We start from the raw sequence: 14,449 nt of genomic DNA, 5'->3' as shown, positions 1-14,449 counted from the left end.
TAAAAGAGGCAGCCTGATATTTCAGGCTGCCTGAGGATAGCTTCTGTCGCCTGGCGTAGATGCCAAGTCAGATCGATTTACTTCGCCGGGGTGGGGCTCTTGTCTTTGTCGGGGTTGGGCGTGCTGAGGTCGATCTCGACTTTGCCAGTTCCTTCGAAGCCAGCTTTCGGGGTGCCGTCTTCGTTCAGGCCATCAACGGTCCACAGAACTCCACGAGCGACCAGGCTCAGCCAGTCGTCGTTGTTCATCGTTTCATTGAAGTGCCCCAGGGTGGTCGAGAAAGTCTTGGTCCCTTCGTACTCGTTGCACCAGATCACGGAGTGATCCTTCTTGGTGTCGACGCCGTAGGCCTTGGCCAGCGGCGTGGCCGAATCCCATGTCTTCTCGATCTTGTAAAGCTCGCCCCGTTCGACCTTCCAGTTTTGCGGAAAGCCCTTCATGATCGGGTGATCTTCTACCAGGGTGATCACGTCCAGCGGGTGCTTGCCTTCGTGGCTGGTGCTTCGCATGCCGATCAGCTTGCGCCATTCGTCGGTCTTGGCATTGCGGTAGCTGTGCATCGAGCAGTGAATGAAGATCGCCGGAATCTTGTTCTCGGTGTGAGCTTTGACGATACCTTCGACGAAGGCCACGTCTTCGACAGCGCCATAACATTCGTTGTGTACGACCAGGTCGTACGGCTTGATCCAGTCATGGTTCAGGTAAACGGGAACCTTGATCATTCGATCTTCACCGGCCAGGGCCACGTCCCAGTCGATGCTCACACGCTGGCTGAGCCCTTGCGTGATGATCTTGATCTGGTTCGGGTAGTCGTGACAGCAACCGCCGGTGATCAGCAGCGCCTTCAGCTTGGCCTTTTCTTCCGCTTGGGAAGTGGCGGAGATTGCCAAGACGAATAGCATCACCAGCAAGGGGCGAACAAAGCGAAACGTCATGAGGGGAATTCCTTGATAAGTAACAAGATTGGCTGGAAAGAGGACCACGGAAGACGCGAATAAGGCACCAATCCCTTCAGACGATGCCCATTCGCGCAGTTGTGGTCGCTTCTTAAAGTTCACTTCTATTTGGCGTTACTGGGGGCCGTGGGGCCATCGAGGTCGCCCAGGGCGAACTGGATGCCGTCGAGATAGAACTTCAGCATCTGGGGGTTCCAGTAGATCTCTTCGCGATGTCCCAGCGAACTGTAGAACACGCGACCGTCACCCCATTTGCGAACCCACGAAACGGCGAAGTCACCGTCCTTGCGATGGATGCCTCCCTTGTCCATGTTCGTGTTGTCGACATCCAGCGAAAGCAGCACGTGCAGCGCATCGCGGGAGTAGGGATCGCGGAACTGGTAGATCTCGTCGACGATCGAGAAGTTCTCGCCACCGAAAGCGGCCATCAGTGGGTGCTCAGGATCATCGACCTTGATGCCTACCTTTTCGTGCCAGGGGTGGCCGTGGAAGTAGCCGCCGATCAGCTTGCCGAAATCTTCCCAGTGGTAATTCGCATCGCTGGCCGCATGAAAGCCGACCAGGCCTTTGCCGCTGGAGACGAAGTTCAGCAGGCTTTCACGGAACATTTTCTCCGCGTCTTCCTTGTTCATCTCTTTGCCGGCCGCAGCCAGCTTGGCGATGTCCTCGTCGCGAGGTTTGATCCACGAACCGGTCGTATTGACCATCACGACGGCGTCGTAGTCTTTCAGCGTTTCCGGAGCGAGCAGCGTCAGGTCGTTGGTAATATGAGCGTCGAAAGCACCGGTCTTTTCACCTAGCATCTTCACGGCCATCGCACCCACAGGGATCGAGCTATGGCGGAAACCATCGTAGCGAGTAAAGACCAGCACGTTGTGTTTCTGCTTCGGGTCGACGCGCGGCTTCTCGGGCAAAGCTTCTTCGATCTTGGCCAGTTGATCTGGCGTGACCAGTTCGCGAATGAACACATTGCGGAAGTAAAGCGTGTTACCGTGATTCTGTAGTTCGATCTGACCGGTGCGGTAGATCGGCTTGTCGCGTTCCCAGTAGTTTTCCAGCACGACATCGTCGGTCACTAGCTTACCGTTCAGCTTGACGGTAACGCGGTCGCCGATCATGCGGATAAAGAACGTGTTCCACTCGCCGGCCGGGTTGTCGGCGGTAACTAGCGGTTGGCTGGGGTTCTTCTGGTTGTTGAACAACCCGCCGGAACCGACACCCTTTTCGTTGGCAGGGTCCCAGATCTGAACTTGTGGGCTACCGCGCAGGTAGATGCCGCTGTCACCTTTTTCTTTGATTTTGAAGTCGACGTACATTTCGAAGTCGGCATAGTCTTTATCCGTGCAGAGACTTTGCCCTTTGCCGTCGAAAACCAGAGAGCCATCTTCGACCTGCCAATGCTCGCGCATCGACTGGTCGGCTTGGGCTTGGGCCGCCGACATCTCTTCCTGCGACATCTCGGACCGCTTCTTCGGATTGGCAACCAGGCCTTTCCAGCCTGACAGGTCCTTGCCGTTGAACAGTTGCTTGAAGCCATTAGGGGGTTGATTCAAAGCAGGCTCTTCGGCGAACACAAACGAGGCCATGCTCAGCAGCAGGCCAACGCAACACACCAGACGCAACATAGACAAGTTTCTCCTCAGAATGTTTTCAGGCGGGAACGAGGCATGGAAACTGCCCCCAATGGGTAGGCTGCCGAGGCATATCACTCGGGCAGGGTGGGCTGAAAGACCGCCAACCATCATAATCGGTGGCATAGGCCAAGGGAATCAAATGTGAAGCTTCCTGCGCTGAAACGGGATTATCCCATGGAAATAAGCCCTTTTTGCCCATCATGAAACGTTTTCTCCAGCATCTGTACGCCAAATCGATCTACTGGCCCTCGTACGTCTACAACTGGACGATGATCCGGCGGCTCAAGTGGTGGCGGTGGTACGACGAAATCGACCAGCACGTTTTCGTCGGGGCGGTCCCCTCGCGCAAAATGGCCGTAGATCTGGCCGAGAGCGGTATCAAAGGGGTGATCAACACCTGTCACGAATATGAAGGTCCGCTCGACATCTATAAGGAACATGGCGTCGAACAGCTTTACCTGCCCACGGTCGACTTCACGCCACCCAGTGTCGAAGACATCGAGGAAGGGGTTCGCTTTATCGAGCGGTTCGTGGCCGAAGAGAAGGATGTTTACGTTCACTGCAAAGCCGGGAGAGCTCGCAGCGCGACGATCGTCCTGTGCTGGTTGATGAAAGCCAAAGGGATGAATCCCGAGCAGGCCCAGGTTTACCTTCTGGAAAAGCGACGCCAGGTACTAGCGACCCTCTATCGGCGTCCAGTCGTGCAAGAGTATTACCGGCAACTTCAGGAAACGTCGAAAGCGTAGCGGTCGCTTAAATGGCCCCGCCAGCGCGGTTGGCTTCTTCCATTGCTTCGAGCAGCCCACGAACGAGAAATTCGCCGCAGTAGATCGTCACCAGAATCGGCAAGATCACGGTGAAGAAAAGCGTGGCCAGCGAGATCACTACCTTCGACCAGGCCGGGTACTTGGGACTCAGCCACAGCAGTGGCAAGCCCAGCGGGCCAATCGATAGGATGACGATCCAGATGATCGTATGGCTGCGCACGGCTGCCCGAATGCTCGGGGGTAGGCCGGCATCAATGGTCCGCTCAACTGGCAGAGAAGCCTCAGGGGCAACCGCGGGAAGCTGAGGCTTGTCGAGAACTTCGATCTCGTTGTTCATGACCATATAGGGGGTAAAACGCGTGCGCAATCACTGCCCAAAGTGTAGGTCACCTGCCAGAAAACGCAAATTGCAATCGTGGGATGATTAACCAGGACTTAATACGGACACGTTTTCACCGCCGGGCCTGTTGCCTATGACTTCACCTCGATAGGCAAGGCATCGATCTTGGCGGCCAGGATAAAGTCGTTTTCGCTCAGTCCGCCGATCGCATGCGTCCAGATCTCGATCGAAACGTTCCGGTACCCGGCGATGTGCAGATCGGGGTGATGTCCGTCTTCTTCGGCCACCTCGGCCACCTTATTGAAGAAGGTCATGCCGGCCATAAAGTTCTTTACCGTCCAGTCTTTGCGGATGCGTTGACCTTCGTGCGTCAGGTACCAGCCGTCGAGCTTCGCCAACTGATCATTGGCTTCGTCCAAGGTACATGGATCGACGCCCCCTTCGCAGGGCTTGCATTTTTTCTGCGTCAGTTGATCTGGCGTTTGGATATCCATTGTGGGAAGTCCCTTCATGAAAAAAGTCCTGACGCTCGTACGAGGCCAGGGCGTGGTTATCTTCGGATGGCCTCTGCGTTCATTCTTCCGAATCACCGGAGGCGAATCAAACAAAAAGGGGGAGCCTACGAGACGGGATCCATGTCCGGAGCAGGCTCCATCATCTCTGGCTTGTCGTCTTTCTTCTTTTGGTCGTCCGACTTTTCTTTGTCGGCGTCTTTCAGTTGTTCGGCCACTTTGGAAGCGGGACCGGCAATGGTGTCGGTCTTGCCACCTTCCTTGGTGTTCTGGATTTCACGCCAGGCTTCGTTGGCATCGTAGGCATCCAACTCCATCTTTAGGTGATCGCGAATCTCGGCGGCGGCTTCGTCACCACCGGCGACTTCGACGGCCTTCTTCGACCATTTGCGAGCTTCTTCGAACTCCCCCTTTTCGGCATGGGCCGCAGCCAAGGTCGAAAGGATGTGAGCTTGCGAGTAGTCGGTCGCTTCGCAGGCCTTCACCGCGTACTGGAGTGCCTTCTCGCCATCGCGAACGTTGTCTTTAGTGGAGGTCGCCAGAACCCAAGCCAGGTTATTCAGGATGCCTCCTTCTTCATCGTCTTGGATCTTGAGCGCTGCCAGGTAGGTTTCAACCGCTTCGGCATGCTTGCCGTAGGAAAGCAGGGCGTCGCCTTTACCACGCAGAGCGATGATGTTGTCGGGCTCGATCTTGAGAACCTGGTCGTATACTTCGACCGCCTTGCGAGGTCGCTTGTCGGCCTGGTAAAGGGTTGCCAGTTGCAGGGCGATCGTGGCGTTGTCGCTGTTGCGGATCTGGAGGGCTTCCAGGTCACGAATCGCTTCGGCGAACTTCCCTTCCTGAGCGTACAGCGTGGCCCGCATTAACAGAGCCTGCATGTTTCCGGTATCGGCGGCCAAGGCACGTTCGACATCTTGCAGGGCCGACTTGTAGTCTTGGCGTTCCACATACAAGCTTGCCCGCATCAGCAGGGCAGGGACCGAACGCGGGGCGAGAACGAGCACCTGATCCAAGTCTTCGATCGCGGCGTTCAGGTTACCGGCCATCGTCTTGAACTGGGCTCGCAGCAGGTAGCCAATCGGCGAGTTGGGATTCGCTTGAATGATCTGATCGACCGCTTTGATCGCTTCGTCAAACTCGCCCAGTCGGGCAAACGCTCGGGCGTAAGCTTGCAACGAAGTCAGATCGCCGGGGGCCAGTTGTTCGGTTACGACCTTCAGGTCGGCCAGTGCCTCCTGGAACTTTTCTTGTTCCAGGTACATCAGTCCGCGAAGGCGGTAAGCGTCGGCATTGTTTGGGTGTGCTTCAATGGCTTTGGTCAGCACATCAATCTGAGCGTCGGGGCCTTCGGCGAATACTAACGAGACGACCAATGCCTTCGAGAGGGGCTCGCCGGTCCCTTTCAATAGTTCGATTGCCTTGTTGATGCTCTTCTTGGCCTCATCACGATCTCCGTCGGGCAGCAGCAGAAGTCGAGCTTTCAGAAAGTGGAGCATGCCAACCGAGTCGTCATACTTCAGGCCCTTGTTGACCTCGGCGACTGCCTTGCCGCGCAGGTCTTTCCAGTCCTTGCGCTGTTGGGCTTCTTCGAAGATCCCTTTGCCCATCGCTTCCGCTCGCTGGTAGCGAACCGAAGTGAGCAATTGTTTTGCGAAGACCTGGTCTTCCTCGTGCAGCCCTTTGTCCAAGGCCGATTCGCAGAGCTCGGCGACCTGGGCCAGGTCATCCATTCCTTCCGCATCGAGTTTCAAATCGACCGCTTTATCGAGATCGGCTTGGCCGGCGTAATCCTCAGCCGACAGCGGGAGGGTCAGGAAGCCACAAAGCAATGTGGCAACCACGAAGAGGGAGAATCGCCCAACCATGATGTTTTATCTAACTCCGTGAGAACATTTTGTAAGCGGATTCGCGTAGAATGTTATTCTAAGCAATTAGGCAGACCTTGCCACGACGAGAATTCGGGGAATTTATTTCGATCTGGTAATTTGCGAAGATGCGATTACCGGGACGACTGGCCAACGGAGACGCATGATGCTCGCAGGATATCGCCGAAGTGTGTCGCTTTCGATTGCGCTAGGAGCGTTGCTGCTTGGTTGTCGGCAAGAGCCGGTCGCCGAGATTCACGCCCCCCAAGGCGAAGCCGCCCAGGCTGCTGATCCTGTGTCTTTACCACCTGAGAGTTGGCCCTGGTGGCGTGGGGAAGATCGCGATGGCATCGCCCATCAACCGGTCGCCGACTTCCAGTGGACGAGCCAGCCGAACGTTGTTTGGAGTGCTAAAATCCAGGGTTTGGGGCATTCTTCCCCCATCATCGTCGGTGACAAAGTCTTTATCACAACGGCCGATGCCAAGCAGGAAACCAAGTCGCTGGTTTGCTACGAGACCGTCATGGGGAAGCCGAACTGGACCACCACGGTCCATCAAGGCGGCTTCATGCGGACGCATCAAAAGAATTCCCAGGCATCGGCCACGCCAGCCACCGATGGCAGCTACATTTTCACCGCTTTCGTGGTGAAAGATTCGTTATACGTCACGGCGATTGATCTCAAGGGACAAATCGTCTGGCAGAAAGAGGCCGGACCATTTCAAAGTCAGCATGGTTATGGGAGTTCGCCGATCATTTACGACTCGTACGTGATCGTTTTGGCCGACTCCGATGGCCCTGGCTTCCTGGCCGCCCTGCGTCGAGACACGGGAGATATCGTCTGGCGCGTAGGTCGTTCGAACGAACCAAGTTACGGCACCCCCATACTCGCCGAGTTGGCCGGCAAGCAGCAGATTCTCGTGGGCGGAACTGGGAAGACATCGGCCTACGATCCCGAGAACGGCAGCCTCCTGTGGGCGGTTAATGGTCCTGCGAAGACAACGGCCAATACCCCAGCCGTGGCCGGAGACCTCGTGATTTCCACCGGAGGCTATCCCCAGAATGGCTCGTTGGCCGTCCGAGTCGATCCAAGCGGGGATGGAAGCCAGGTCGAGATCGTATGGGAGGCCAGGGAGCGCATCTACGTTCCATCCCCTCTGGTGCACGATGGAAAGGTCTTCGCCGTCAACGATGATGGAATCGGCCTCTGCTACGACGCCCAGACGGGCGAGCGACTCGCCAGAAAGCGAATTGGCGGTAACTTCAGTGCTTCATTGACTTTATACGGAGATCACATGCTGGTTCCCGACGAGGAAGGGATGATGCACGTCTTTGATGCAACTCCTGAATTCAACTCCGTTGCCCAGTTTCATCTCGAAGGGAGCGGATTCGCCAGCCCGGTCTTTGCCGGCGGAAAGCTGTTTTGGCGAACCTCGACCCATCTCTATTGCCTGGCTCCCTCTTCTTAATTCAAGAGCCAGACAAAAATCCAGTTCGAATGGGTGGCGTCTTCGCAAATCGGGGCTAGCTCCCTCTTTTTCCAACATTCTGATGATGACTCGTGACATCAATTTGCCGTAAGGTGTTTATTTTCAATGGCTTAAGGCAAGGGGTATCAAGGTGTTTTAATAGCTCAATTTGATTATAATTCTTTTGACAATAGGGGTCGGGATCGTTATATTGATCACTCAATGGATAAGGCTGCTTCTATCCAAAGCAGTCCATTTCCTGCCATTACCTACCCGAATTTGCCTACCTTTTTGACGATGGCCGAGTTTAGCGGCGATCGTTTGAAGATTCACGACGCGTTTAACTCCCTTGCGCTTCACACATCAGGGGTTCGACGCGGATCCTTCCGTTTCACTTGAATTCGTTGAAACCTTTCCTCGGTTCAAGTCATACCCAAGAAGCTGAACACACAAAACTGTTGGAGATGGTCATGAAGAAGTGCAAGGGGAACCCGCTGAGTCGACGTAATTTTCTGACCGTCGGTGCTGCGGCCGGTCTGGGGCTGAGCATGTCCGACATGTTCCGCCTGCAAGAAGCCCAGGCAGAAATCAAGAATTACGATTTCATTGAAGCCAAGGCGAAGAGTGTCATTCATATCTACCTGCCGGGTGGTGCCGCTCAGCAAGAGCTGTGGGATCCGAAGCCATTTTCGCCCATCGAATATCGTGGCGAAATGAAGACCGTGAAGACCAACACCGGCGAATACTTCAGCGAAGCTCTGCCCAAGACCGCTCAAATCGCCGACAAGCTTTGCATCATCCGTTCGATGAGCCATGGTGAAGCCGCTCACGAACGTGGCACGCACAACATGTTCACCGGTTACCGTCCGAGCCCCGCTTTGAAGTTCCCCAGCTTCGGTGCGGTGATCAGCCACGAGTACGGTCCGCGTAAGAATCTGCCTCCTTACGTTTGCGTACCTAACGTACCCAACGAATACGCAGGCACTGGCTACCTCAGCTCTTCCTTTGCCCCGTTCTCGCTCGGTTCCGATCCAGCCAGCGGTGGTTTTAAGGTTCGCGACCTCAGCCTGCCAGGCGGCGTGGATGACGCTCGGTTCTATCGCCGTCGCTCGGCCCTGGATGCCGTCAACAACTACTTCGCTCAGAAGAATGAGTCGGATCAGGTTGCGGCCATGGATACCTTCTACGAACGAGCTTACAGCTTGGTTTCGTCCCCGGAAGCTCGGGAAGCATTCAACATCGATGCCGAAGATGCCAAGATTCGCGACGAATACGGTCGTAATACGGCTGGTCAGCGTATGCTGATGGCCCGACGTCTGGTTCAGTCCGGCGTTCGTATGGTCACCCTGACCTACGGCGGCTGGGACATGCACCAACGCATCACCGACAGCATCAAGCGTCAGGTTCCTGAATTCGATCAGGCATTCACGGCGTTGATCAACGATCTGGATCGCCAAGGCATCCTGGATGACACGTTGGTCATGGTGTCCTCGGAATTCGGTCGTACGCCGAAGATTAACAAAGACGCCGGTCGCGATCACTGGCCGAAAGTCTTCAGTGTGGCATTGGCCGGTGGTGGCCTGAAGAAGGGCTACATCCACGGGGCCTCCAACGCCACCTCGAGCGAACCAGAACTCGACCCAGTCGGTCCAGAAGATCTTGCCACCACCATGTACCACCAGCTGGGCATCGTGGCTGACAAGGAATTGATGGCACCTGGCGATCGTCCGATTGAAATCGTTGACGGTGGTAAGGTCATCAAAGACCTGCTGGCCTAACTTATAGAAACTGGCGTCGCCAAGGCAGAAAATCCTTCGTCTTTGCGAGTGCTGGGTTAGAATAAATCAATCGGCCTGGGCATGTTTGCCCAGGCCGAACCTATCATCCCCGCCTTAAAGCGTGAGTTTGGTTACCCGCCAGCTACCGACTCTCGTTTCCTCCCCCACTGATTTGAACCTTTCATCTGGACGCGGTACTGTCATGAAACGCCTCCACGTTCTTCTATTGGCTACGGTCATCACGACGTTGATCTCAGCTAACCTCCTGGCTGCCAAGCCAGCTTTCTCGCGGATTGTTCCCCCGGGCTTCCAGCGTGGTCAAGAGATCACGGTGACGCTGCAAGGGGATCGCTTGAAAGATGCCCAGGAGATTCTCTTCTTCGAGCCTGGCGTCACGATGAAATCGATCGAGCCAGAAGACGACAAGAAGGTGAAAGTGACACTGAACGTCACGCCTGATTGCCGTCTTGGCCAGCACGGCATGCGACTGCGAACGGCTACCGGGCTGAGCGACGTGGTGTTGTTCTATGTTGGGGCCCTACCGGAAATCGAAGAGAAAGAACCCAACAACGATTTCAAAGAACCACAAGCCGTCGAGATGGGAACTACCGTCAACGGCATCATTCAGAATGAAGACGTCGATTACTTCGTGATCGAAGCCAAGAAGGGGCAGCGCATCACGGCCGAACTGACCGGTCTACGATTGGGTCTGACCTTCTTCGATCCGTACGTTGCCATCCTCAATGAACAACGTTTCGAGCTTGCCAAGAGTGACGACGAACCGCTGCTGTTCCAGGACTGCCTTTGCTCGCTGCTGGCTCCGGAAGATGGCAAGTACATCATCCAGGTTCGCGAAAGCAGCTACGGTGGCAATGGTAATTGCGCTTACCGCCTGAGCGTTGGCAACTTCCCGCGTCCCAAGGGTATCTTCCCCACCGGTGGCAAGCCTGGCGAAGAAATCGAAGTAACCTGGCTCGGCGATCCTTCCGGCACGCAGACCGCCAAGATTCGCTTGCCTGAGAAAGAAGGGGAGTTCCTGTACTACCCCGAAGATCAGTACGGTATCGCTCCTTCGCCCAACCGCTTGTTCGTTTCGAGTCTGCCAGCTGCGGTCGAAAAGGAACCCAACAACGACCTCAAGGCAGCCACCCCCATGCAGGGGCCAGGCGTCGCCAGCGGTGTCATCGAAGAAAAAGGGGACTACGACCACTTCGCCTTCCCGGCCAAGAAGGGGCAAGAGTTCGACGTCCGCGTCTATGCCCGGAAAGACCTGCGTTCCTACTTGGATCCTGTTGTCGATGTTTACCAGCAATCCAACAACAAGCGTCTGGGGGGTAACGACGACGACGGCGGCAATATCGATAGCTACGTCCGCGTGAAAGCGGAAGAAGACACCGACCTGGTCGTCCGTGTCCGTGATCACCTGGGCTCTGGCAGCCCACTGAACATTTACCGCGTGGAAGTCACGCAGCGATCGCCAAGCCTGGTTGTCGAGATTCCGGAAGTCGAACAGTACAAGGCCCGCACCATGAGTGTTCCGCAAGACAACTATATGGCTGTCTTGTTGACTGCTCGCCGCGAGAACTTCGGTGGTGAACTGAAATTCGACTTCAACGACCTGCCGGAAGGGATCGAAGTGATCACCTTCCCCATGGCCGAGAACACGAACAAGCTGCCCGTCCTGCTGCGTGCCAAGCCCGATGCTCAGCTCAACGGTAAGTTGGTGGACGTTATCGCCAAGCCAACCAACCAAGACCTCAAAGTCGAAGGGCACGTGCGTCAGCGAACCATGCTCGTCCGCGGTCAGAACAACCGCGACGTATGGGGTCATGATACCGACCGCATGTCAGTCGCCGTCGTCGAGAAAGTTCCTTACAAGCTCGAGATCGTGCAGCCTAAGGTCCCGGTCGTCCGTGACGGCTCCATGAAGCTGAAAGTGAAAGCGACGCGTGCCGAAGGGTTTGAAGACGAAATTCGCCTGCGTTTGCTGGACGATCCACCGGGGATCGGTGCCTCGCGTTCGATCAAGATCGAAAAAGGACAAACCGAAGCCGAGATTCCCGTCACGGCCAACGGTGGTGCGGCAATCGGTATTCACAAGATCTGCGTTTTGGGTACCTCCGGACTCTCGGAAGTCTCCTCCCCGTTCGCCGACTTGGAAGTGGCGGATCGCGTGGTCGACTTCGCCTTCAATCAGGCTGCCTGCGAGCAAGGCCAAGAGACCCAGATCATTGTGGGTTTGAGTGCCAAGCGAGAATTCCCAGGTGAAGCAACCGTCGAATTGCTCGGCATGCCAGCCGGCGTGACCACGGAACCGGTCAAGGTCAACAAAGACGCCGAGAAGGCGGTCTTCAATGTGAAAGTGGCCCAGGATGCCAAAGACGGCAAGCACAAGTCGATCGTGGCCCGGATCACGGTTACCGAAAACGAAGAACCAATCGTGCAGACCAACGGGAACATCGAACTGCGAGTCGATAAGCCGCTGCCACCTAAGGTGACTCCTGCCAAGCCAAAGGACGAAGCCAAGAAGGAAGAAGCTCCCAAGCCGAAACCTGAACGTCCACTGAGTCGCTTGGAACAACTGCGACTTCAAAAGGAAATGGGCGAGTAAGCGTCCGTTTCCGATTTCCCCTACACAAGATTTCAAAATACCCTCCCCAGGATAAACGGCGAAAGCCGAAGGAGAGCCAACCGTGACTCGTAACGCAGTCGCTTATTGGATGCTCAGCGGTCTCATGTTTTGTCTGGCAGTTTCCACTGCCCAGGCCGATACCGCCATTCGCGAAATCAACGTCTATCCCAGTTCCATCGAATTGCTGACCAGCCGCGACTCGCAGCACTATGTTGTCGTCGCCACGCGCGATGACGACGTCACGCTCGATGTCACCGCCCAGGCAACCGCCACGTTGGCCTCGGAAGGCAGCGTCAAGCGGGACGGCAACGTCATCCTGCCGGTCGCCGATGGCGAAACGACTTTAAAGATCGAATACGCCGGTCATAAAGTCGAGATCCCGGTCAAGGTCGCCAAGGCCACCGAAGAACGCCCTGTCAGCTTCCACCTCGATGTAATGCCGGTCTTCATGCGAGCTGGCTGTAACACCGGTAGCTGCCATGGTGCCGCTCGCGGTAAGGATGGTTTCCGTTTGTCGCTGTTCGGTTTTGATCCGGTCGGTGACTATTTCCGTACCACACGCGAACAGGCAACTCGCCGTGTTAATCTCGCCGATCCACCGGCCAGCTTGCTGCTGGAAAAGGCGATCGGTAGCGTGCCGCACACCGGTGGTAAGCTCTTCGAGAAAGACTCGGACTACTACGCTACGATGCTGCGTTGGTTGGAAACGGGTGCGAAGCCCGACGAAGGGGAAGTGCCCCGATGCGACCGCATCGAGATCTACCCACCCAAGGCGGTCCTCGAAGGGGAAGGGGCCCAGCAGTCGTTCATCGTTAAAGCGTTCTACGCGGACGGTACTACCCGCGACGTGACCGACTTGGCTGTCTTTATGTCCAACAACGACAACTCTGCTCCGATTGACCAGCACGGCTTGTGCACGGCATCGAAACGTGGCGAAGCGTTCGTCATGGCTCGCTTCGACACCCATACTGTCGGTAGCCAGGTGGTCGTCTTGCCGAAAGATCTGAAGTACGAAAAGCCTCAGGTGGTCGGCAACTACATCGACGAACTCGTCGGTTCCAAGCTGCATAAGCTGCGTATCACGCCAAGCCAGGTTTGTTCGGACGAAGAGTTCCTCCGTCGTGCCACGGTCGACATCACCGGCCTGTTGCCCACGGAAGAAGAATACAATGTGTTCATGTCCGACACCTCGGCAGACAAGCGTGCCAAGCTGGTCGATCGTTTGCTGGAACGCAAAGAGTTCTCCGAAATCTGGGCCATGCGTTGGGCCGAGTTGTTGATGATCAAGAGCACCAACCGCGTGAGCGACAAGTCGGCGTTCCTGTACTACAGCTGGTTGACCGAACAGATCTCGAACGACGTTCCGCTGGATCAGATGGTTCGCGACCTGTTGTCCGCATCGGGCGGTACGTTCAGCAACCCGCCGACCAACTACTACGAAATCGAAACCGATACCCTGAAGACGGCCGAAAATGTGGCTCAGGTTTTCATGGGCCTCCGAACGCAGTGTGCCCAGTGCCACAATCATCCGTTCGATCGCTGGACGATGGACGACTACTACGGCTTTGCCGCGTTCTTCGCTCAGATCGGTCGCAAGAACACCGAAGACTACCGCGAACGGATCGTCTACAATCGCGGTGGTGGTGACGTTCGTCACCTGGTCGGTAATAAGGTCATGGAACCGAAGTTCCTCGGCGGCGTCGAGCCTGACATGAAGGGACGCGACCGTCGTGAAGTGCTCGCCGAGTGGCTGACCGCTCCCGACAACCCGTACTTCGCCAGCAGCGTGGCCAACCGCGTTTGGGCCAGCTTCTTCGGCGTTGGCATCGTCGATCCTGTTGACGACGTCCGCGTGAGCAACCCGGCTTCAAACCCCGAACTGTACCAGACGTTGGGTAACAAGCTGGTCGAGTACAACTACGACTTCAAGAAGCTCGTCCGCGACATCTGTGCCTCGCAGGCCTATCAGCGTACGACGGTACCCAACGACAGCAACAAGACCGATACCAAGAACTTTGCCTATGCCCAGGTGCGTCGTATCCCGGCGGAACAGCTTCTGGACTGCATCAGTCAGGCCACCAGCCACGACGAAAAGTTCCAGGGTCTGCCCCTTGGTTCGCGTGCCGTGCAGATTGCCGATGGTAAGACGTCGAACTACTTCCTGACGACCTTCGGACGTAGCGAACGTGCAACGGTTTGTTCGTGCGAAGCATCCACCTCGCCGACCTTGTCGCAGGCCTTGCACATGCTCAATGGCTCGGCCACGCAAGACAAGATCGGTCGCGGTAAGCTGGTCGAAACTTGGGTCAAGGAAGAGCTGACCAACGATCAGATCATCGACAAGATCTACATCCGCAGCCTGGCCCGAAAGCCGACCGCGGAAGAACGAGAGAAACTCACGGCGGTTCTTAAAGAAGAAGAGAATCGGCAACGCGGGCTCGAAGACGTCTTCTGGGCGGTCCTCAACTCGCGCGAGTTTATGTTTAACCACTAA

The 14,449-nt window shown here is 56.1% G+C and carries 10 protein-coding genes; 5 read left to right on the top strand and 5 right to left on the bottom strand.

The annotated features are described in order from the left end of the window. Window positions 1-77: 77 nt before the first annotated feature. A complete protein-coding gene (locus tag C5Y96_RS07275; protein WP_105351454.1) occupies window positions 78-935 on the bottom strand; it encodes a ThuA domain-containing protein in 858 nt (285 codons plus the stop codon). A gap of 125 nt (window positions 936-1,060) precedes the next feature. After that, a complete protein-coding gene (locus C5Y96_RS27280; RefSeq protein WP_158261126.1) occupies window positions 1,061-2,581 on the bottom strand; it encodes a ThuA domain-containing protein in 1,521 nt (506 codons plus the stop codon). 209 nt (window positions 2,582-2,790) lie between these two features. Between C5Y96_RS27280 and C5Y96_RS07265 the strand changes: the two genes are divergently transcribed. Further along, window positions 2,791-3,336, top strand: coding sequence for a dual specificity protein phosphatase family protein (locus tag C5Y96_RS07265; protein ID WP_233198855.1), 546 nt, complete (start codon window positions 2,791-2,793; stop codon window positions 3,334-3,336). 7 nt (window positions 3,337-3,343) lie between these two features. Here the strand turns inward: C5Y96_RS07265 and C5Y96_RS07260 are convergent, their stop codons facing one another. From C5Y96_RS07260 to C5Y96_RS07250, 3 genes are all read right to left on the bottom strand, one after another. Next, the gene (locus C5Y96_RS07260; RefSeq protein WP_146115555.1) at window positions 3,344-3,694 is read right to left on the bottom strand and encodes a hypothetical protein; all 351 of its coding nucleotides are present in this window, start codon (window positions 3,692-3,694) and stop codon (window positions 3,344-3,346) included. 134 nt (window positions 3,695-3,828) lie between these two features. Next, entirely contained in the window at window positions 3,829-4,209 is a 381-nt protein-coding gene (locus C5Y96_RS07255) for a 4a-hydroxytetrahydrobiopterin dehydratase (RefSeq protein WP_233198852.1), read from the bottom strand. A 107-nt stretch (window positions 4,210-4,316) separates the two neighbouring features. Continuing rightward, window positions 4,317-6,077 carry a tetratricopeptide repeat protein gene (locus C5Y96_RS07250; RefSeq protein ID WP_105351447.1) on the bottom strand — a complete coding sequence of 587 codons (1,761 nt, stop codon included), beginning with the start codon at window positions 6,075-6,077 and terminating at the stop codon, window positions 4,317-4,319. A 163-nt stretch (window positions 6,078-6,240) separates the two neighbouring features. Between C5Y96_RS07250 and C5Y96_RS07245 the strand changes: the two genes are divergently transcribed. The 4 genes from C5Y96_RS07245 to C5Y96_RS07230 all read left to right on the top strand — a co-directional run bounded on the left by C5Y96_RS07245 (window position 6,241) and on the right by C5Y96_RS07230 (window position 14,449). Then, the gene (locus C5Y96_RS07245) at window positions 6,241-7,545 is read left to right on the top strand and encodes a PQQ-binding-like beta-propeller repeat protein (RefSeq protein WP_105351445.1); all 1,305 of its coding nucleotides are present in this window, start codon (window positions 6,241-6,243) and stop codon (window positions 7,543-7,545) included. A gap of 470 nt (window positions 7,546-8,015) precedes the next feature. Then, on the top strand, window positions 8,016-9,323 hold the full coding sequence (locus C5Y96_RS07240; RefSeq protein WP_105351442.1) for a DUF1501 domain-containing protein: 1,308 nt from the start codon (window positions 8,016-8,018) through the stop codon (window positions 9,321-9,323). 202 nt (window positions 9,324-9,525) lie between these two features. Further along, a complete protein-coding gene (locus tag C5Y96_RS07235; protein WP_105351440.1) occupies window positions 9,526-11,934 on the top strand; it encodes a PPC domain-containing protein in 2,409 nt (802 codons plus the stop codon). A gap of 124 nt (window positions 11,935-12,058) precedes the next feature. Continuing rightward, complete coding sequence (locus tag C5Y96_RS07230; protein WP_233198877.1) at window positions 12,059-14,449, top strand: DUF1549 and DUF1553 domain-containing protein; 2,391 nt, start codon at window positions 12,059-12,061, stop codon at window positions 14,447-14,449.

This window comes from Blastopirellula marina (assembly GCF_002967715.1).
In the GTDB taxonomy this organism is placed as follows: Bacteria; Planctomycetota; Planctomycetia; order Pirellulales; family Pirellulaceae; genus Bremerella; species Bremerella marina_B.
The sequence above is the reverse complement of the archived record's forward strand: the minus strand, read 5'-3'. Positions and strand labels throughout refer to the sequence as shown.